The sequence below is a fragment of the Streptomyces sp. NPDC058464 genome (assembly GCF_042721035.1).
GTDB lineage: Bacteria > Actinomycetota > Actinomycetes > Streptomycetales > Streptomycetaceae > Streptomyces.
The window spans coordinates 56,098-75,689 of the sequence record NZ_JBHXMA010000010.1; the positions used below are offsets into that span (position 1 = coordinate 56,098).

Genomic DNA, 19,592 nt, shown 5'->3' on the forward strand with positions numbered 1-19,592 from the left:
GGTCCCGGCCGGCTAGGGCGCCTCGCCGGTACCGCCGGCGCGCAGCTGCCACGCCCGCCGGAACAGAGCGTCCGTCGTCCCGGCCAGCACTCCGCCGAGCAGGCCGGGGGAGTAGAAGGGGCTCGCGGCCCGCACCACCTCGGCCGCCGGGATCGCGATCTGGTCGAGACCGGTGCGGGCGAGCTCCTCGATCGAGGTCCCCCAGACCACCTGGCCCACCCCCGCCCAGGCGCAGGCGCTCATGCACATGGCACAGGGCTCCGCGGTCGAGTACAGCGTCGTCGCCGCCCAGTCGCGGTTGCCGGCCCGGTGCACGTAGTCGGCCATCGCGACCATCTCCCCGTGGTACGAGGGGTTCTCGGCCGAGGCGTTCACGCCCCGTCCCAGCACCCGGCCGGAGCGCACGAACACCGCCCCGAAGGGATAGCGCGGGTTCCGGCGCGCCTCGTCGATGGCGAGGCTCATGAACCAGGCGTGCGCCGCGCCGCCGTCGGTCGCGGGTCCGGCGGCGGTTCCGGCGGCGGCCGGAGCGGAGTCCGGCGCGTCGGCAGGCGGCCGCGGTACGACGGCACCGGGCACGGACGGGCCCAGGCCCGCCGTGCCGAGCAGCCCGAGGAGACTGCGCCTGGTCGGCATCGTCGTCGCGCCGCCGGAGTCAGGGCAGGAGCCGCTCGATGCAGTTCGGCCCCTCGCGCTCCATCTTCTTCCTGGCCCATTCGAGCGTGGCCGGGGTGACGTCCCGGCCGGACGCCATCACCAGGTCTTCGGGCGCCACCCCGGTGCCGGGGGCGCTGTGCAGCAGGGAGTCCGGGGTGGCGCGGTCGTCGGACGGCCGGGACGCTTCGGGTTCTGTGGTCGACATGGTCCCTCCTTCACGGAGCGGGGTGCACACTCTCACGATTGCCCGACCGGCCGCACCCCGCATCCCGAGCGGCCCGGGGCGCTGCCCGGTGCCGGCGGCCGGTGCCGAAAGGATAGTGCCCCTTTTAAGCTGTAAGGTAGCGATACATCCGTTCCGGGGAGGCCGTCACGATGGCCGAACAGCCGTTCTATCAGAATGCGCCCGGGAGCCCCCGCTACCTGCCGATCGCCGAGCACGGGCTGATCGGCGATCTGCGCAGCGTGGCCCTGGTCGGCAGCAACGGCACGATCGACTGGTACTGCAGCCCGTCCTTCGACGCCCCCAGCGTCTTCGCCGCCGTCCTGGACGCCGAGCGCGGCGGTTTCTTCGCGCTGGCCGCGGCCGTACCGGCCCGGACCAAGCAGTTCTACTTCCCCGACACCAATGTGCTGATCACCCGGTTCTACACCGACGAGGGCGTCGGCGAGGTCCAGGACTTCATGCCGGTGGCGGGCGAGTCGGGCGAGTCGGCCGAGTGCGAGCGGCACCGGCTGATCCGCCGGGTGCTGTGCGTGCGCGGCACCGTGCCCTTCCGGGTGCGGGTGGCCCCCCGCTTCAACTACGGCGCCGACCCGCACACCCTGCGCCTGCTCGGGGACACCGCCCTGTTCGAGTCCGCGGCCAAGTCCCTGCTGCTCACCTCCACGGTGGTCCTGGAGGGTGACGGCCCGGACGCCTGTGCCGACTTCAAGCTCTCCGAGGGCGAGTCCGCCGTCTTCGCCCTCGACCAGGCCGGCGAGGACATCGCCCCGCGCGGCTGCGCCCGCGCCGAGGCCGAGCGTCAGTTCGAGACCACGGTCTGCTACTGGCGGCGCTGGCTGCACCAGTCCCGCTACCGGGGCCGCTGGCGCGAGATGGTGCACCGCTCGGCGCTCACCCTGAAGCTGCTCACCTACGCTCCCACCGGCGCGATCGTCGCCGCGCCGACCACCAGCCTCCCCGAGCAGTTCGGCGGCGAACGCAACTGGGACTACCGCTACGTCTGGATCCGCGACGCCGCCTTCGCCGTCTACGCGCTGCTGCGGCTCGGCTTCAGCAGCGAGGCGGCGGCCTTCATGAAGTTCGTGACCACCTACATCAGCCCCGGCGACGGCTTCGCCTCCGGCCCGCTGCAGATCATGTACGGCATCGACGGCCGCAGCGACCTGCCCGAACGCGAGCTCACGTACCTGGAAGGCCACTGCGGCTCCGCCCCGGTCCGGGTCGGCAACGGCGCGGCGGGCCAGCTCCAGCTCGACATCTACGGCGCCCTCATCGACTCGATCTACCTCTACGACAAGTGGGCCGAGCCCATCTCCAGCGGCCAGTGGGACGACGTCACCCGCCTCGTCGAATGGGTCTGCGACCACTGGGACCAGCCCGACGAGGGCATCTGGGAGACCCGCGGCGGCCGCAAGAACTTCCTCTACTCGCGTCTGATGTGCTGGGTCGCCGTCGAGCGGGCGATCCGCCTCGCCAACCGGCGCGGTCTGCCGGCCGACCTGCCCCGCTGGCGGCAGTGCCGCGACACCATCTACCGGTGGATCATGGACCGCGGCTGGTCCGAGCGGCGCGGCGCGTTCGTCCAGCACGAGGGCGGCGACGTCCTCGACGCCTCGCTGCTCATGATGCCCCTGGCCAAGTTCATCGCCCCCACCGACCCCAAGTGGCTGTCCACCCTGGACGCCCTCACCGAGGACCTGGTCTCCGACTCCCTCGTCTACCGCTACGACCCGCAGGCCAGTCCCGACGGACTCCGGGGCGACGAGGGCACCTTCTCCATCTGCTCCTTCTGGTACGTGGAGGCCCTGGTGCGCGCCGGACGCGTGGACGAGGCCCGGCTCGCCTTCGAGAAGATGCTCACCTACGCCAACCATCTCGGCCTGTACGCCGAGGAGATCGGCCGCACCGGCGAGCAACAGGGCAACTTCCCGCAGGCGTTCACCCATCTCTCCCTCATCAGCGCCGCGTTCAACCTCGACCGCGCGCTGGGCTGAGGGTCACGGCAGCGGCTGCTCCGCCCAGATGACCTTCCCGGCGGGCGTGTACCGGGTGCCCCAGCGCTCGGACAGCTGCGCGACCAGGAACAGGCCCCGGCCGCCCTCGTCGGTGCTCGCCGCGTACCGCAGATGCGGCGAGGTGGTGCTCGCGTCGGAGACCTCGCAGATCAGCGACCGGTCGCGGAGCAGCCGTACCCCGATGGGCGGCCGGCCGTGCCGGATGGCGTTGGTGACCAGCTCGCTGAGGATCAGCTCGGTGGTGAACGACAGCTCGTCCAGGTCCCAGTCCGCCAGCTGCCGGGTCACCTTGGCGCGGACCTCGGAGACGGCCGCCGGATCGGCCGGCACCTGCCACTCGGCGATCCGGTCCGCTCCGAGCGCCCGGGTGCGGGCGACGATCAGCGCCACGTCGTCGCTGGGGCGGGCCGGCAGCCGCTCCAGCACGGCCGCACAGGTGTCGTCGGGGGTGGCACCGACCGCCGACTCCAGCGCGCCGGCGAGCAGTTCGAGGCCCTCGTCGATGTCCCGCTGCCGGTCCTCCACCAGGCCGTCGGTGTAGAGGACCAGACTGCTGCCCTCGGGAAGCTCAAGATCGGCCGTCTCGAAAGGCAGTCCCCCCACGCCCAGCGGCGGGCCCGCCGGCACGTCCGGGAACTCCACGCCGCCGTCGGGTCTCATCAGCGCCGGCGGCGGATGACCGGCCCGGGCCACCGTGCAGCGCCGGGACGCCGGGTCGTAGATCGCGTACAGACAGGTCGCCCCGGTGATCGTGGCCGTGGTGTCCGCGTCGTCCGCGGGGGTCTCGTCCTGGTCGATACGGCTCACCAGCTCGTCCAGCAGACCCATCAGCTCGTCGGGCGGCAGGTCGAGCGCCGTGAAGTTGTGCACGGCGGTGCGCAGCCGCCCCATGGTCGCCGCCGCGTGCAGCCCGTGCCCCACCACGTCCCCGACCACCAGCGCCACCCGGGCCCCGGACAGCGGCAGCACGTCGAACCAGTCGCCGCCCACCCCCGACTGGGCCGGCAGATAGCGGTAGGCGATGTCCAGGGCGCTCTGCGCGGGCAGGCTGCGCGGCAGCAGGCTGCGCTGCAGGGTCACCGCCATGCTGTGCTCACGCGTGTAGCGGCGGGCGTTGTCGATGGAGACGGCGGCCCGCGCCACCAGCTCCTCCGCGAGGGCCAGTTCCTCGGTGTCGAACGGCGCGAGCTTCTCCGCACGGCAGAAGTTGGCCAGGCCCAGCACCAGGTTGCCGGCCCGCAGCGGCACCGTGATCAGCGAGTGGATGCCGAACTCCAGGATCCGGCCGGTCAGTTCCACGTCCTGGGACCGCCAGCCGGGCGAGTCCCGCAGCCGCGGCTCGACGACGGACTCGCCGGTCTCCAGACTCCGGCCCTGCGGCGAGGACGCCACGAACTGGAACCGCTCGCCGACCGGGTACAGCGGGGCGTCCTTGCGGATGCCGGCGAACGCCACCCGGCGCAGCGCGTCCCCGGGCTTCGGCTCCTCGCCCTTGAGGACCGCGTCGTACAGGTCGATGGTGGCGTAGTCCGCGAACCGCGGCACGGCCAGCTCCGCCAGCTCCTCGGCGGTGCGGGTGACGTCCAGGCTGGTGCCGATGCCCACCCCGGCGTCGTACAGCATGTTCAGGCGCTCGCGGGCCACCTCGGCGCGCCCGGACAGGGCCCGCAGCTCGGTGGAGTCGCGCAGGGTGGTGACGCTGCCGGGCGGGCCGCCGCGCACCTCGATGGGGCGCTGGTTGACGGCCAGCAGCCGGTCCTTGACCCGGTGCACCTCGTCGGTGGCGACCCGTCCCGAGGCGATCAGCGCCGCCGTCTCCGGGTCCAGGCCGAGGTCCGGGACCCGGCGGCGCTCGGCGTCCCGGGGCAGGTCCAGCAGGCGCTGTGCCTCGTCGTTGGCGAGCATCAGCCGGCCGTCGCCGCCGACGATCAGCACACCCTCCCGCACGGAGTGCAGCACCGCGTCGTGGTGCTCGTACATCCGGGTCATCTCGTCCGGGCCGAGGCCGTGGGTCTGGCGCAGCAGCCGCCGGCTGACCAGCGCCGTCCCCGCGGTCGCCAGGGCCAGCGCCGCGGCGGCCGCGGTCAGCAGCAGCGGCAGCTGCTGGTCGGCGGTGCCGCCCACGTGCGCGGTGGTGATGCCGGCCGACACCAGGCCCACCACCTTGCCGTCCGCGTCCCGGACCGGGACCACGGCCTGCACCAGCTCCCCGATGGTGCCGTGGACCTCCTCGGTGACCGTCCCGCCGGCCAGCGCGGGCCCGATGGTCCCGACGAACTTCTTGCCGATGCGGTCCGGCTTGGGGTGCGTGTACCGGATCCCCTCGGTGTTCATGACGACGATGAAGTCCACGCCGGTCGCCTTGCGGGCCGCCTCCGCCCGCGGCTGCAGCACCGCCGTGGGGTCGGGCAGCCGCAAGGCCGCCGCCGTGCCGGGTGCTTCGGCGAAGGTCTGGGCGACGGCCAGGGACCGGTTGCGGGCCTCCATGGTGCTGTCGTGCCGTACCTGGAGCACCAGGGCCACCACGGCCGACACCACCAGCAGCAGCACGATCACCACTTGCAGCACGAAGACCTGACCGGCCACGCTGCGCCCGCTCAGCGCCGACCACAGCCGTCCGGACCGGATGCGCCCCGGGCCGCTCGGCTCCCGCTCCCGCTCGGTGAGCGGCGCGTGCGGAGTCCCGGATCGGGACGGCCGAGTGTCGGACCGGCCGGGCTGACGGACCATGAGCCCATGTCTACACTGCCCCGCCCCGCGAGGCGAGAGCGCCCCCTGAGGTAACCGGCGGGATACCCCGCTGTGTCCCGGTCACCCTCCGGGCGCGGGTTCCGGGCGGCGGGTGGCGAGCAGCAGCGCCACGTCGTCGGGCCGGTCGGTGGCGTGCCGGGCCGTGGCGGTCAGCCGGTCGGCCACCCCGGTCAGGGTCCGGGCGCCGCGCGGCCCCGGCGCCGCCCCGGCCTCCGACAGGGCCGCCGCCAGCGCGGCGATGCCCTCGTCGATGTCCGCGCCCGGCCGCTCCACCAGCCCGTCCGTGTACAGGGCGAGGATCGCGTCCGGCGCCAGCTGCAGCTCGGTCACCGGATACCGGGCCCGCGGATCCACGCCCAGGACGACACCGCCGGGTATCTCCAGTACGCGCGTGCGGCCGTCCGGATCGCGCAGCAAGGGCTGCGGATGACCGGCCCGGGCGATCCGGACGAGTCCGGTGGCGGGGTCCAGCCGGAGATAGCAGCAGCTTGCGAACTGACCCGGGTCGAGGTCGATGAGCAGCCGGTTGGTGCCGCTCAGCACCTCGTCGGGCGGCCGGTCGCCGAGCGCGAACGCCCGCACCGCGCTGCGCAGTTGCCCCATGGTGGCGGCCGCCTGCACGCCGTGCCCCTGGACGTCCCCGATGACCAGGGCGAGACCGTCGCCGGCCCCGACCACGTCGTACCAGTCTCCGCCCACGTCCATGCCCTGGGTGCCCGGCAGATACCGGCCCGCGGTCTCCACCCGGGGGTGCGCGGACAGCCGGCGCGGCAGCAGTGCCTGCTGGAGGCCGCGGGCGAGGGCGGCCTCGCTGTCGTAGCGCCGGGCCTTCTCCATCGCGTGCGCGATCAGGCCCGCGAGGGCCGTGAGGACGGTGCGCTCCTCGGTGCTGAAGCCGCGCTCCACGTCGAAGCCGAGGATGCAGGTGCCGACCGGGCGCCCCGAGGCGATCAGCGGCAGGAAGGCGCGGGCACCGATGTCGGCGTCCAGGGCGAGGCCCGGGTAGGTCTCCGCCAGCTGCCGCATCGACTCGAAGAACAGCGGCCTGCCGGTGGTGAGGGCCTCGACACCGGGGATACGGGCGTCCAGGCCGACCCCGTCGAACGGGGCGAGGAAGCCCGGCGGGAAGCCGGTCTCCCAGGCGAGGTAGAGATGCCGGTCCTGGAGCAGGTAGATGGCCAGCCGGCGGCCGCCGAACGCGGGGAGCAGCTCCTGCATCACCACCGCGGACACCTGCTGGGCGGTCACCGCGTCGGTCAGTGCGATGGCCAGGGCGATCGGCCGGTACAACGGGGCCATCGAAGGACCGCCGGGCACGCCGGGCCCACCGGGCCGCCCGAGCCCGGCCGCCGCGCCCGGCCCGGCGACCGCGCCCGGCTCGGCTGTCGCGTCCGGCTCGGCTGTCGCGTCCGGTTCGGCCGGGTGGGGCAGGTGCACGGCCGGGTCGATCCGGCTCGCCGGGACGACCGTGCAGGTGATGAGGTCCGCGCCCGGGTGCAGGGACAGGGCGAGGCACTCGCCCTCGGCGATGTCCTCGCACCGGACCTGGAAGTGCACCGGACCGCGCGCCAGCAGCGCACCCCTCCAGTGGTCGTCGTAGGGCGGCCCGCTCAGCCACGGCATCGCCTCCCACAGGGGCCGGCCGAGCAGCTCGGAGCGCGGCCGGCCCGCCAGGTGGACGACGGCCGGGTTGACGTAGCGGACGATTCCCGAGCGGTCCAGGCAGAAGACGCCCTGGGGCAGCAGATCGGCCGCTCCGTCGGCGGCCGCGGCCGGGCCCGGGTCGACGACGATCCCGGAGACCAGGGACGGGTCGGCGGTGCCGGGCGGCGGCCACAGTTCCAGGAGGAGCGGGGCACCGTCCACGGCCCGCACCCGCAGCGGGGAGTGCGGCGGCTTGCCCGCCGCGGTCTCGCGCAGCGCGGCCAGCACGTCGTCGGCGTCGTCGGGCGTCACGGCCACGGCCAGCTCGGCGCCGGTACCGGGGAAGTCCTCCGGCGCCATGCCGAGCAGGGCGTGCAGCCGGTCGTCCGCGCGCACCGCCGAGGTGACCGGATCCCAGGTGAAACGGCCCACCCGGGCCGTCCCGGGCCGCGGCGCGGTCGGCCGTATGCACACCGGCTCGCCCTCCCAGGCGACCGCCGCGTCGCCCTCCTCGGCCACCAGCTCGCGCAGTCCGGCCCCCAGCCGCTCGGCCAGCCGGCCCAGCCGGTCCAGGTCGGGCAGCTCGTCCACGGTGTCCGGGGTCGCGGGCCGCAGCACGGTCAGCACCCCGAAGGACGGCTCCGCACCGGGCACGGGCGTGTACACCGACCCGAACTGGAACGGCAGGCCCGCCGCGAACTGGGGATAGCGGCGCACCATCTCGGTGGCGTCGGGCAGCACCACCCGTACGCCGAGCCGGTAGGCGTCCGCGACCGGGAACGGCCGGTCGACGTGCAGCCGCCACCAGGGCCGGAACAGCGGGCCGGGAAGCCCCACCAGCGTGGCCAGCCGCAGCAGGCCCGGGGTACCGGAGCGCAGGTACACCCCGGCGACGTGGCCGCCCGCCGCGCCCAGGGCGCCGGTCGAGGCCTCGACCAGCAGCGCGGTCAGCCGCTCACGCGCCCGGCCCATGTGCTCGCCGCTCCCAGTCATCGGGTCCTACCTAGTCCGCGCACCGCCGGGTGGGTGACACAGCAAGAATGCGTCACGACGGCCCGAAAACGCACCTCCGCGACACGGAACCACGCCGGTTGCGGCGCCGGCGGCGGCCGGTTCGCCCCGCGCCCACCGGCCGAAGCGCCAGGTGACCGTCCTCACAGGCGTCACGGACGGCCCCGGGACACCGGAGAATGTGTCGTGCATCACCCCGCTCGTGCCGGGCGGGTCAGAGTTCCGGGTCCTCCGCCGGGAGGGCCGCGCGCATCGAGCGCAGGGCCAGCAGCAGGACGCCGATGTCGTCCAGGTAGATCGGGTCGGGCAGCAGGTCGGTGGGGAGCACCAGATACAGCACGGCACCCCAGAACACCCAGCGCGAGCCGGTCGGCAGCCCGGCCCGGCGCAGGGTGCGCCGGGTGCGGACCAGCCGTACGAGTACGGCGACGGCGCCCGCCAGCAGGGCCGCGGCGACGATCGCGCAGATCACGAGCACGGTCGTGGTGGTGTCCATGGCTGTCCTGTCGTCCGGCCCCGATCCGGTCCGGGGTCTCTCACTGGTCCGTGTTCCCGGTTTCGTCCCCGGGCATGGCCGTCGGTTCGGCATTCTCCTTCGGGGCCCGCAGCCCCTTGAAGGCGCGGGTCAACTGCTGGAAGGGGGAGGCGGGTTGGGGCGCCGCTGCGGCCGGGGCGGGGGTGTCGCGGAGGGCGGCGAGCGCCTCGCCGGCCCGCTCGGCGGCCTCCCGGTACAGGTCCCGGGACCTGGTCATGGCCTCCAGCGCCTCGGCGTACTGGGCGACGCGCTTCCGTTCGCGCGCCAGCTCCTCCTCCAGCGTCATCAGGGTCCAGTTGTCCCGCAGATCGGCCAGCGCCTCCTCGGCGCCCTGCGGCGCGGGCTTCGGCAGCGCGGCGAACCGGCGCACGGCGGCGATCAGTTCGGTGGGCTCCGAGCCGTCCAGGAAGACGCTGCGCACCGCGTACTCCTGCGCGTCGTAGTCCGACGGCGCCGGGTCCGGGGGCAGCAGCACGGCGCCGCCGCGCGGGACCTCGGCACCGAGGTCGCGCAGCGCCCAGTTGACGGCACGGAACTGCTGGGGCGCGGCCCGGTGTTCGACGACGCGGTGCGCGAGGCCGGGCGGCAGCTGCCGGACCAGTGGCAGCCGGCCGAGCGCGTCGGGCGTCATCGCCTCGTGCACGACGAGGTTGACGCACCAGGCGTCCTTCGCCGCGTCCCGCAGCACCCGGCGCATGTCCTTGTCGTCGGCGGGCAGCGGGTTGACCGTGCGTAGCCGCACGCCCGCCACGGCCGGGTGGTAGTCCCAGGCGGCCTCGCCGCCGTCACCGGCCTCCTCGCCGTCCGGCCAGAACATCGCCGCGGGGGAGGGCCAGGCCTCGTCCCATGGCCGGTCGGCCTCGGCGACGAGCTGCCACTCGCGCCCGGCCTGATGGCCGCGCGGGTCGACGAGGGTGAGCCGGGCGCGCACCGTCACGGTGCCGTCGTCGACGCGCCAGCGCGCCTCGAAGACCCGTCGGGCGAGGTCGTCGGGGATCGGGGGTTCGGCGAAGTCGTCGAGGGCGCCGGTCTCCCTGCGGCGGCGCAGGATCCTGCGGATCACCTCTTCGGAGTGCGGGCCCGTGTGGCGGCCGCGTGCGGGCCAGACGGTCGGCGGAAGGACGGCGCGGTCGGTGGCGGAGTTCGACATGGGCCAATCTGCTGGTGGGAGCGGGCTGCGTCTTCCAGTATCCCCGCTCGGGAGTGTGTCCCGCCGAGCGGGGGCCGCCCGCGCACGGGGTGTGCGCCCCGCACCCGGGGCGCACACCGTGTGCGTCGTACGACGCCCGTTCACTCGTGCCCTTGATCCGGCACGCCCCCGCACAATGGTGCGGCGAACGGGGCCCGCCCGACCATCCGCTCAGGGGCGGGCCCCGTTCGGCGTCAGTGCCTCACGCGCCGCTCTCGCGGAGCATGTCCTCGCGCTCCACGAGCTTGACGCGCTCGCGGCCCTGGGGCTCGCCCAGCGCCTTCTCGGCGGCGTCCAGCCGGTACCAGCCCTCCCAGGTGGTGAAGCGGACCTCGCGCTCCGCGAGGAAGGCCTCCACGGCCTCCGGCGCGGGGGCCTCCGGGGTGTGCAGCCGGCCGTTCGCGTAGTCGTCCAGCAGGTTCGACACCGTCTCGTTGGCGTCGCCCTTGGTGTGGCCGATCAGGCCGACCGGGCCGCGGCGGATCCAGCCGGTGACGTACGTCGACGTGAGGTGGCTGCCGCTCTCCTCGATGACGCGGCCGCCCTCGTCCGGGACCGTGCCCGACTCGATGTCCCAGGGCAGCTTGGGGAGCTTGTCGGAGAGGTAGCCGACGGCGCGGTAGACCGCGCTGAGGTCCCAGTCCTTGAACTCGCCGGTGCCCTTCACGTTGCCGGTGCCGTCCAGCGCGGTGCGCTCGGTGCGCAGGCCGGTGACCCGGCCGTCCTCGCCGAGGATCTCCGTCGGCGACTCGAAGAAGTGCAGGAAGAGCTTGTGCGGGCGGTCGCCGACGTCGCGGATCGCCCAGTTCTCCAGGGTCTTGGCGACCATGTCGGCCTGCTTGTTGCCGCGCCGGGTCTCGATCGAGCCCTCGTCGTAGTCGATGTCCTCGGGGTCGACGATGACCTCGATGTTGGGGGAGTGGTCCAGCTCCCGCAGCTCCATCGGGGAGAACTTCGCCTGCGCCGGGCCGCGGCGGCCGAAGACGTGCACTTCGAGGGCCTTGTTGGCCTTGAGTCCGTCGTAGACGTTCGGCGGGATCTCGGTCGGCAGCAGCTCGTCGGCGGTCTTGGCGAGGATGCGGGCCACGTCCAGGGCCACGTTGCCGACGCCGAGGACCGCGACCTTCTCGGCCTCCAGCGGCCAGGTGCGCGGCACGTCCGGGTGGCCGTCGTACCAGGAGACGAAGTCGGCGGCGCCGTAGGAGCCGTCCAGCTCGATCCCGGGTATCCGCAGCTCGCGGTCGGCGGTCGCGCCGGTCGAGAAGATCACCGCGTCGTAGAAGGAGCGCAGGTCGTCGAGGCTGATGTCGGTCGGGTAGTCCACGTTGCCGAAGAGGCGGATCTGCGGCTTGTCGAGCACCTGGTGCAGGGCGGTGATGATGCCCTTGATGCGCGGGTGGTCGGGGGCGACGCCGTACCGGATCAGGCCGAACGGGGCGGGCATCCGCTCGAAGAGGTCGATGGACACGCCGGGCTCGGCGGCCACCGCGGACTTGAGCAGGGCGTCGGCGGCGTAGATCCCGGCGGGGCCGGCTCCGACGATGGCTACCCGCAGGGGGCGCGGCATGATCAGGTTCCCTTCGAGTGAGGACAAGCGATCTCGAACGGGAAGCCTAAACTAAGGCAGTCCTAAGTTAGTACGCGGGTCCGCCCTATGACCTCATAAGGCGATCTTATGACTTCTGTCGGGCCCGGCTTATGGCTCCGGATGGCTTCCGGGTGGCTTGTGGGACGCCACAGGGGCCGCCGGGCGCTTGGCGGGTGCCCCGCCCATGCACCAACCTGTCCTCTGCGGCGCACCGAGGCGCGGTGGCCCGAGGGCGAGGGGTGGAAGCGTGGACGCACGCGGGGAGACGACCGTCGCGGTGACCGGCGGCAGCGGATTCGTCGGCAGCCATCTGGTACGGCGGCTGCTGGAGCGCGGGTACCGGGTCCGTGCGACGGTCCGCCGCGCCTCCGATGCGACGAAGGTACGACCGCTGTGGGAGCTCCAGGAGGCCTTCCCGGGCCAACTGGACCTGTTCGAGGCCGACCTGCTCGGCGACGGGTCCTTCGACGAGGCGTTCCGGGGCTGCGCGACCGTCTTCCACGTGGCCTCGCCGTTCCTGATGCCCGAGCGGATCAAGGACGGTCAACGGGACGTGGTGGACCCGGCGTTGCTCGGCACCCGCAACGTCCTCGGCAGCGTGGAGCGCACCCCGGAGGTGACGACCCTGGTCTTCACCTCCACCGTGGGCGCGATCTTCGGCGACTACGCCGATGTCCGCGAGATGGCCGGCGAGGTGCTGACGGAGAAGTACTTCAACACCACCAGCACGGTGGCGAACAACCCCTACCACTACGCCAAGACGGTCGCCGAGCGCGCCGCCTGGGACGCGGAGGCCGCCCAGGAGCGCTGGCGCCTGGTCTCGATCAACCCGGGACTGATCCTCGGCCCCTCCCTCACGCCCGCCTCCGAGTCCGGCAGCCTCTTCCTGCTCGACGAGCTGTTCAAGGGCTACTTCTGCTACGGCGCCCCGGACTTCAGTTTCACCACCGCCGACGTCCGCGACGTGGCCGACGCGCACATCGCGGCGGCGGAGAACCCGGCGGCGAGCGGCCGATACATCGTGGCCAACGAGACGATGACGTCCTTCCACGAGATGTCCCGGATCATCCGCGGACGCCACCCCTGGGACCCGCGCCTGCCGCGCACCGCGCTCCCGCACGGGCCGGTACGGGTCCTCGGGCCGCTCTTCGGCCTCACCCAGGACTACATACGCAAGCACCTCGGCATCCGCTTCCGCGTCGACAACGGCCGGAGCGTCCGCGAACTGGGCCTTGCCTACCGGCCCGTCGAGGAGACCCTCCTGGACCACCACGAGAGCTGGCGCACGCGGCGGCGGAGGGTCTGAGCCCGACGGGCAGGGGGCAGAGGGGCCAAAGGGGCCAGGGGGCAGAGGGGCCAAAGGGGCCAGGGGGCAGAGGGGCCAGAGGGGCAGGGAGGCCAGGTGGTCAGGCCGGGCGGATCACCCGGTGGATCGCCGACTCCCCGGCGTTGTAGATCGACTCCTCGCGGATCAGCGCTCCGGGGCTCGGCGCGTGCACCATCGTGCCGCCGCCCGCGTAGATCCCGACGTGGCTGTCGTCGTCGAAGAAGAAGACCAGGTCACCCGGTTCGATGGCGGCCAGCGTCATCGGGGTGCCGGCCAGCGTCTGCTCCGGCGCGCTGCGCGGCAGCGTGACACCGGCGGCGCGCCAGGCGGCCTGGGTGAGGCTGGAGCAGTCGTAGGCCCCCGGACCGGTCGCCCCCCAGACGCACGGCCGGCCGATCTGCTCCCGCGCGAACGCCAGCGCCTTCATGGCCTTGCCCGGCTCGGCCACGGCGCCGGGCTGGACGAAGACACCGGGCGCGGGCGTGGCTGCGGCCACGGTGGGGACCGGGGCGGCGACCTGGGGGGGTGCGGTCGGCAGGGGGGTGGTGGGGAGCGGAGCCGTCATGACCGGGGCGGCGGTGGCCATCGCCATGGCGGGCGCGGCCATCATCATCGCTTCGGGCGGTGCGGCCATGGCCATGGGCGCCGCGGCCGTCGCGGCGATGGGGGGCGCCTGCATCGGTGCGGCCATCGGTGCCGCCATGGGTGCCTGCATGGGCGCCTGCATGGGTGCCGCCAAGGGTGCCTGCATCGGCGCCTGCATGGGTGCCGCCATCGGCGCGGGCATCGCGGCAGGGGGCGCTGCCATCGCTGTGGGCATCGCGGCGGTGGCGTACGCGTAGGCGGCGTCGGCGGGCGGCATGGCTCCGGCGTACGCGTAGGCGGCGTCGGCGGGTGCCATGGCTCCGGCGTACGTGTACGCGGTGTCGGCGGGCGGCATGGCTCCGGCATAGGCGTAGGCGGCGTCGGCCATGTCCGGGGCGGGCGCCGCGGCGTAGGAGGCGGCCGGCTGCATGGGGGCCATGGGCGCGGGGGTGGCGGGTGCCGCCGTCGCGTACGCGGCGGTGGCGTAGGCGGTGTCGGCGGCGGCCTGGGGCACCTCGGCGTAACCGGCGGTCGCGTTCGGCGACATGACCCGGAAGCCGCCCATGTCCATCGGAGCCGGGGCGGGGGCAGCGGCGGCGGGCGCCATGGTCGGGAAGGCGCCGGAGTCGGTGGGGGCGGCGGTCGGGAAGGCGCCGGAGTTCGTGGGCGCCGCGGTCGGGAAGACGCCGGTGCTCATGGGGTCCGCGGTCGGGAAGGCTCCCGCGTCGGCCGAGGTCGGCATCGGGAACGAGCCCGTGGCGCCCGGCGTCATGATGCGGAAGGAGCCGGTGTCCCCCACAGCCGGAGCCGCAGCCTGGCCGGGGGCGGTGTCCATGTCCAGGGGAGACACACCCGGGAACGCCGTGGTGCCCGAGCCGCCCGGGGTCATGATGCGGAAGCCGGTCATGTCCGCCGGAGCCGGAGCCGGAGCCGGAGCCGCCACCGGAGCCATGGTCTGGGCGGGGGCGGGGCCCGCGTCCATCGGGGGCACCCCGGGGAAGCTGCCGGTGCCCGGGCCGCCCGGGGTCATGACGCGGAAGCCGGTCGGGTCCGCCGGGGGCGTGGCACGGCTGGCGCTGGTACCGCCCGGGGTCATGATGCGGAACGTACCCGTGTCGGTCGCGGACACGATCGGGATGCCGCCCGTCTCGGTCACCGCGGGGATCGCGCGGGTGGCGGCGAGGGCGTCGGTCCGGAAGGAGCCGCTGTCGGTCCGCTGGCTCGGTATGCCGACGGGGGGAGCAGCCCACTGCTGCGCTGCGGCCTGGGCCTCGGGCGTGGGCCACGGGGTCTGCGCGGTCGGCACGGGCTGTGCGGACGGAACCGGCTGGGCGGCCGGGGCAGCTTCGAGCGCGGCCACCGCGCGCTGCTCCGGCCTCGGGGGCGGCAGCTCGCGGACGACCTCGAAGTCGGTCTGCGCGGACGGACCCGCGGTCAGCTCCAGCCGGGCCGGGCCGGAGCCCTCCAGCTGGCCGAGCAGGTCGGCGGCCATGGCGCTGACGGGACGCCGCGGGCCGGGCCGGGCCGGCTGCCGGTCGGAGGGGAGTGCGGCCGGGACGCTCGGCCCCAGCTTCGAACGGGCGCCGTCGAACCACTCCCGGGCGATGTTGTCGAGGCCCGGGTCGTCGCGACGGGGCCGCTTGAACAGCGGGACACCGCGTGAGCGTGAACCCCCGCTCATCGCGCGCGTGGCGTTGTAGTTCCCGGTGGCGTTCTCGGCCTGGTCGTAGAGGCTGTTGATCCGCTGCCGAACCTCGTCACGGCTCTCGGGCGCCATTGAGGGGTCGTGCTCCTTCCGTACTCCGCCTACCGAGTTAGCTGTCGGGTTCGGGCTGTGAAGTCCGGAAGGCATGCCCTACGGCCGCCGTCCTCACGGACGTCCGGCCGATTCACCCCAGTGGTTCGGTTGGGTCCCCGGTTCCGGATTCGCCCCTGGAAGGCACCGGATTCGGCGGAGGCCGCGCGGCCCGGCGGGATTCGCCGGAGGGAGCCGAGCGGCTTGCCCGTCAACTTAGCCAACTTGTGTCACTCGTGTGAAGGTTGAAGTGCGTAATGTCCGATACGTATTTGTGATGTTCGTCTTAGCGTTCGGAACTCGACCGTACGGGACGGCATTTCGCGCGCATCCATTGCTTTCGCAGGGTCACCGGGGCGTTGCCGTCGGTTGCGTCCCCCTGTTCCGTGACCGTTCCGGGACACGCGCTTTCTGTGAGGTCGCCGTGAATTCGTGGGTCTGTTGAACACGATGGCGCCGCGGCCCGTATAGGGCCGGGGATTTCCATGTCCCGCCGACCACGAGACGCAGGGGAACGACCTTGAGACGCAACAGGCGCAGACGCCCGACCGGCGCACAACGCGCGACCTTCGCAGCGGTCGCCCTGATGCTCGGCGGCGGGGGACTGGTCGCGGTGAACGTCTATGCCTCGGCCACCGAGGGCGGGGACCAGCAGACCCAGGTCGCCACCGGCCAGGTGCTGTCCGCGCCCACCATCTACTGCCCCGACGTCGGCAGCCGGCTGACGGCGGTACCCGACGGGGCGCGGGCCGACGTCGACAACGAACTCGCCCAGCTGGACCAGCAGATCGTGGCCGCGTATCAGCAACTCACCGAGTCCGCCGCGGAGATCGAGCAGAACCCCGGCCTCGCCGACCAGACGATCATGAGCCCGCTGAAGGAGAAGCGGTCCGAGTCGCTGCAGCGCATCGCCGACGCCATCGGCCGCGAGGGCGACCGCCCGCAGGGCCTGGACGACCTCGCCGCGTGCACCCTGCGCTCCTCCACCCAGGGCGACGGGCAGTCCGCGGCCCCCCAGGGCGGTGCCACGCCGAGCCAGAGCGGCCAGGGCAGCGCCGCGCCGAGCCAGGGCACCGGCGCCGGCGGCCAGGGCGGCAACGGGCCGGTCGCCGCCGACTATGCGGACATCACCTCCGTGCAGCCCAATGTCACCACCCCGGCCGAACAGTCCGGCGGCTCCACCGGCACCTTCTCCTCCAGCTGCGGCGTCAACGCGAACGGCCTGTTCAACTCGGACAACGTGATCGTCGCGCCCGGTGTCTCCAACGGCGCCCACCACTTCCACGACTACATCGGCAACCAGTCCAACAACGCCTTCGCCAGCGACGACGACCTCGCGAACGCCGACACCAGCTGCGCGGACCAGGGTGACAAGTCGACGTACTACTGGCCCGTGCTGCGGCTGCAGAACGGCAAGCAGGAGCGGGACGCCGACAAGCCGGGCGGCGGCACCGAGGGCAACGCCGGGCAGATCGTCACGGCCAAGGAGGTCACGCTGACCTTCGAGGGCAACCCCACCTCCAAGGTCACCGAGATGCCGCGGCTGCTGCGCATCATCACCGGCGACGCCAAGGCGTTCGTCAACGGCCCGGGCAACGCCAACGCCTCCTGGAGCTGCACCGGGTTCGAGGACCGGCAGCTCAAGGACAAGTACCCGCTCTGCCCCTCGGGCAGTGACGTCGTACGCACGTTCAGGTTCCAGAGCTGCTGGGACGGCCGGAACATCGACAGCGCCAACCACCGCACCCATGTGGCCTTCGAGGCCCCCGACGGCAGCTGCCCGGCCGGCTTCCAGGCCATCCCGCAGCTGGTGCAGCGCATCGTCTACGACGTGGACGCGCCGAGCCTCCAGGACGGCGGCCGTACGGTCCCGCTGTTCGCGGTGGACTCGTTCCCCGAGCAGCTGCACAAGCCCGTCACCGACCACGGCGACTTCATCAACGTCTTCGACGAGAGCCTGATGCGGAAGATGGTCGACTGCATCAACTCCGGCCGCACGTGCGGTGCGGGGGCCGACGAGCAGCCGCCGTCCCAGAGCGCGGAGCCGTCCGAGCCGAGCGGCACCGCGAGCCCGGTCGCCCCGCCGGCCGAGACCCAGAGCGCCGAGCCGTCCGAGCCGGCGACCGAGCAGCCGTCGTCCGAGCCGCCGGCCGACACCCCGGCCACCGAGACCGCCCCCGCCTCGGACGACGCCTCCACCCCGGCCTCCGGCGGCACCGAGCTGCCGAGGGTCTACGCGAGCGCGTCGCCGAAGAAGACGTCGACCACGAAGTCGTCGGGCGGCGGCGTCATCAGCAAGCCGACGGAGCGGCCGGACACCGAGGCGCCGACCGAGGGTGCCGCGGCCACGCCGGTGGACACCGCGGCCGCCGTCCCGGCCGGCCAGGAGACCCCGGGCACCGGCTCCGGGACGCAGCCCCAGACCGAGCCCCAGGCGGTCCAGGGCGGTCTCGCCGAGACCGGCGCCCACCTGTGGCCCGCGGTCTTCGGCGGTCTGCTGCTGGCCTCCGGGGGCGCGCTGCTGTGGCGCACCCGGCGCAACTCGGTCTGACCCTTCTCGAACGCCGCGCGCGGCGCGTCCCGGGCGGGCTCGAACGCGCGGAGCATCTCATCGTGCTCCGCGCTGTCGGGCCCGCCCGGGTGCATGTCTACGGGACTCTCGGGCGAATGCGCTTCCGCAGGACCGCTGTTGACTGCGCGTCACATTACTGAACCGTAACCTGACGGCTGCTACCGCCGGTAAGGCATTTCTCGTTACCGTCGGGTAAACCGCACCCGCCCCGTCGGCCGCTCCGGGGACGTCCTCCGCACCTCCCACGTCCAGCACGTCCAGGAGGTTCCCCATGCGCGTCCGCGTTCGACTGCTGGCCACCGCCCTCACCGCGGCGGCCTGCCTCTGCCTCCAGACCCTGCAGGCCACGGCCTCGCAGGCGGAGGTCTCCAGGGGCGTCACCATCCCCGCCTTCTACGACCCGCCGGCCACCCTGCCCACGGCCGACGGCGCCCTGGTCCGCACCGAACCCCTCCCGCTGGCCCTGAGCCTGCCGAGCCTGCCAGGGCCGCTGCCGGGGACCGCAACCCGCCTGATGTACAAGTCCACCGACTCGGCGGGCCACCCCGTCGCCGTCACCGGCGCCTACATCGAGCCCACCCTGCCCTGGCTGGGCCCCGGCGCCCGTCCGCTGGTCGCGCTGGCCCCCGGCACCATGGGGCAGGGCGACCAGTGCGCCGCCTCCATGGGCCTGGAGTACCCGCTGGTCCTCAACGGCCAGACGGTGTCGGTGGGTTACGAGGACCTGTCGATCTACCGGCTGCTCGCCGAGGGCGTCGCGGTGGTCGTCACGGACTACGTCGGGCTCGGCGCCACGGACCGGCTCCACACCTACGTCAACCGGCTCGACGGAGCCCACGCCGTCCTGGACGCCGTACGCGCCGCCCGCAACCTCCCCGGTGCCTCGGTCACCGCCGCCTCGCGGGTGGGCCTTTTCGGCTACAGCCAGGGCGGCGGCGCGACCGCAGCGGCCGCCGAACTCCAGCCCGCCTACGCCCCGGACATCACCCTCTCCGGCAGCTACGCCGGGGCGCCGCCCGCCGACCTCACCGCCGTCACCGCGGCCATCGACGGCAGCGACCTGGCCGGCGCCCTCGGCTGGGCGGTCAACGGCTTCGTCCAGTCCGACCCGGCCCTCGAGCCGATCGTCGACGCCCACCTGGGCGCGGCGGGTCGGGCCGCCCTCGCCGACCTGTCGACGATGTGCGTCGGCGACGCGCTCCTCGCCTACGGCTCGGTACACAGCTCCGCCTGGACGGACGACGGCAGCTCCATCGCCGAGGTCGTCGCCGGGGAGCCCGCCCTCCAGGCCTTCCTCGACGAACAGCGCATCGGTACGACGGCAGCGGCGAGCCCGGTCCGGCTGGCGACCGGCGTCAGCGACGACCTCGTCCCGCACGCACAGGCGCGGCGCCTCGCCGTCGACTGGTGCGGCGAGGGAGCGAACGTCACCTACGTGCCGGTCCTCCTGCCGGACGCGGGCCGCGCCCTGCTGAACCACCTCGAACCCCTGCTCACCGACCAGGGCGACGCCATCGCCTGGCTCACGGCCCGGCTGTCCGGCGTACCGGCCGTCTCCAACTGCTGGAGCATGCCGGTACAGCCCTGAACGTGCGGTCCTGAACGCACGGCCCGGAACGCACGGCCCGGAACGCACGGCCCGGAACGCACGGCCCGGAACGCTCACAGCCCTGAGCGCCGCCCGCCGCCCGCCGCCG

Annotated in this window: 12 protein-coding genes and 1 riboswitch; of the genes, 4 read left to right on the forward strand and 8 right to left on the reverse strand. The window is 73.6% G+C overall.

Annotation, left to right across the window (positions count from 1 at the left end):
* Positions 1–12 precede the first annotated feature (12 nt).
* Both ACFWPQ_RS15745 and ACFWPQ_RS15750 read right to left on the reverse strand, forming a co-directional pair.
* Complete coding sequence (locus ACFWPQ_RS15745) at positions 13–636, reverse strand: nucleoside deaminase (RefSeq protein WP_384033970.1); 624 nt, start codon at positions 634–636, stop codon at positions 13–15.
* Between the two features lie 19 nt (positions 637–655).
* Positions 656–862: a hypothetical protein gene (locus ACFWPQ_RS15750; RefSeq protein ID WP_089103531.1), complete on the reverse strand. Its 207-nt coding sequence runs from the start codon at positions 860–862 to the stop codon at positions 656–658.
* Between the two features lie 170 nt (positions 863–1,032).
* Here ACFWPQ_RS15750 and ACFWPQ_RS15755 point away from each other — a divergent pair, with 170 nt between their 5' ends.
* Positions 1,033–2,877, forward strand: coding sequence for a glycoside hydrolase family 15 protein (locus tag ACFWPQ_RS15755; protein ID WP_384033973.1), 1,845 nt, complete (start codon positions 1,033–1,035; stop codon positions 2,875–2,877).
* 3 nt (positions 2,878–2,880) lie between these two features.
* On the opposite strand, the gene ACFWPQ_RS15760 is transcribed toward ACFWPQ_RS15755, so the two are convergent.
* The 5 genes from ACFWPQ_RS15760 to ACFWPQ_RS15780 all read right to left on the reverse strand — a co-directional run bounded on the left by ACFWPQ_RS15760 (position 2,881) and on the right by ACFWPQ_RS15780 (position 11,595).
* Positions 2,881–5,628, reverse strand: coding sequence for a SpoIIE family protein phosphatase (locus ACFWPQ_RS15760; RefSeq protein ID WP_384033976.1), 2,748 nt, complete (start codon positions 5,626–5,628; stop codon positions 2,881–2,883).
* Positions 5,629–5,709: 81 nt separating this feature from the next.
* Positions 5,710–8,286 carry a SpoIIE family protein phosphatase gene (locus ACFWPQ_RS15765; protein ID WP_384033979.1) on the reverse strand — a complete coding sequence of 859 codons (2,577 nt, stop codon included), beginning with the start codon at positions 8,284–8,286 and terminating at the stop codon, positions 5,710–5,712.
* A gap of 232 nt (positions 8,287–8,518) precedes the next feature.
* Positions 8,519–8,800, reverse strand: coding sequence for a YkvA family protein (locus ACFWPQ_RS15770; RefSeq protein ID WP_089103535.1), 282 nt, complete (start codon positions 8,798–8,800; stop codon positions 8,519–8,521).
* Between the two features lie 40 nt (positions 8,801–8,840).
* A complete protein-coding gene (locus ACFWPQ_RS15775) occupies positions 8,841–9,989 on the reverse strand; it encodes a hypothetical protein (protein ID WP_384033983.1) in 1,149 nt (382 codons plus the stop codon).
* 241 nt (positions 9,990–10,230) lie between these two features.
* Positions 10,231–11,595 (reverse strand): FAD-dependent oxidoreductase, encoded by a 1,365-nt coding sequence (locus tag ACFWPQ_RS15780; protein WP_384033986.1) that lies wholly within the window; start codon positions 11,593–11,595, stop codon positions 10,231–10,233.
* 268 nt (positions 11,596–11,863) lie between these two features.
* On the opposite strand from ACFWPQ_RS15780, the gene ACFWPQ_RS15785 reads away from it, so the two are divergent.
* Positions 11,864–12,922 (forward strand): NAD-dependent epimerase/dehydratase family protein, encoded by a 1,059-nt coding sequence (locus tag ACFWPQ_RS15785; RefSeq protein WP_384033989.1) that lies wholly within the window; start codon positions 11,864–11,866, stop codon positions 12,920–12,922.
* 100 nt (positions 12,923–13,022) lie between these two features.
* On the opposite strand, the gene ACFWPQ_RS15790 is transcribed toward ACFWPQ_RS15785, so the two are convergent.
* Positions 13,023–15,305: an NlpC/P60 family protein gene (locus ACFWPQ_RS15790; RefSeq protein WP_384033992.1), complete on the reverse strand. Its 2,283-nt coding sequence runs from the start codon at positions 15,303–15,305 to the stop codon at positions 13,023–13,025.
* A 10-nt stretch (positions 15,306–15,315) separates the two neighbouring features.
* Positions 15,316–15,492, reverse strand: a riboswitch (cyclic di-AMP (ydaO/yuaA leader).
* Between the two features lie 417 nt (positions 15,493–15,909).
* On the opposite strand from ACFWPQ_RS15790, the gene ACFWPQ_RS15795 reads away from it, so the two are divergent.
* Together ACFWPQ_RS15795 and ACFWPQ_RS15800 are read left to right on the forward strand one after the other, a co-directional pair.
* Positions 15,910–17,874, forward strand: coding sequence for a DUF1996 domain-containing protein (locus ACFWPQ_RS15795; protein ID WP_384034391.1), 1,965 nt, complete (start codon positions 15,910–15,912; stop codon positions 17,872–17,874).
* Between the two features lie 292 nt (positions 17,875–18,166).
* Positions 18,167–19,483 (forward strand): lipase family protein, encoded by a 1,317-nt coding sequence (locus ACFWPQ_RS15800; protein ID WP_384033995.1) that lies wholly within the window; start codon positions 18,167–18,169, stop codon positions 19,481–19,483.
* Positions 19,484–19,592: the final 109 nt, after the last annotated feature.

What these genes read in the sequence shown, in the direction of transcription:
- ACFWPQ_RS15745 (WP_384033970.1), bottom strand. Translation starts at nt 636, where the DNA reads ATGCCGACCAGGCGCAGTCTCCTCGGGCTGCTCGGCACGGCGGGCCTG.
- ACFWPQ_RS15750 (WP_089103531.1), bottom strand. Translation starts at nt 862, where the DNA reads ATGTCGACCACAGAACCCGAAGCGTCCCGGCCGTCCGACGACCGCGCC.
- ACFWPQ_RS15755 (WP_384033973.1), top strand. Translation starts at nt 1,033, where the DNA reads ATGGCCGAACAGCCGTTCTATCAGAATGCGCCCGGGAGCCCCCGCTAC.
- ACFWPQ_RS15760 (WP_384033976.1), bottom strand. Translation starts at nt 5,628, where the DNA reads ATGGTCCGTCAGCCCGGCCGGTCCGACACTCGGCCGTCCCGATCCGGG.
- ACFWPQ_RS15765 (WP_384033979.1), bottom strand. Translation starts at nt 8,286, where the DNA reads ATGACTGGGAGCGGCGAGCACATGGGCCGGGCGCGTGAGCGGCTGACC.
- ACFWPQ_RS15770 (WP_089103535.1), bottom strand. Translation starts at nt 8,800, where the DNA reads ATGGACACCACCACGACCGTGCTCGTGATCTGCGCGATCGTCGCCGCG.
- ACFWPQ_RS15775 (WP_384033983.1), bottom strand. Translation starts at nt 9,989, where the DNA reads ATGTCGAACTCCGCCACCGACCGCGCCGTCCTTCCGCCGACCGTCTGG.
- ACFWPQ_RS15780 (WP_384033986.1), bottom strand. Translation starts at nt 11,595, where the DNA reads ATGCCGCGCCCCCTGCGGGTAGCCATCGTCGGAGCCGGCCCCGCCGGG.
- ACFWPQ_RS15790 (WP_384033992.1), bottom strand. Translation starts at nt 15,305, where the DNA reads ATGGCGCCCGAGAGCCGTGACGAGGTTCGGCAGCGGATCAACAGCCTC.
- ACFWPQ_RS15795 (WP_384034391.1), top strand. Translation starts at nt 15,910, where the DNA reads ATGCTCGGCGGCGGGGGACTGGTCGCGGTGAACGTCTATGCCTCGGCC.
- ACFWPQ_RS15800 (WP_384033995.1), top strand. Translation starts at nt 18,167, where the DNA reads ATGCGCGTCCGCGTTCGACTGCTGGCCACCGCCCTCACCGCGGCGGCC.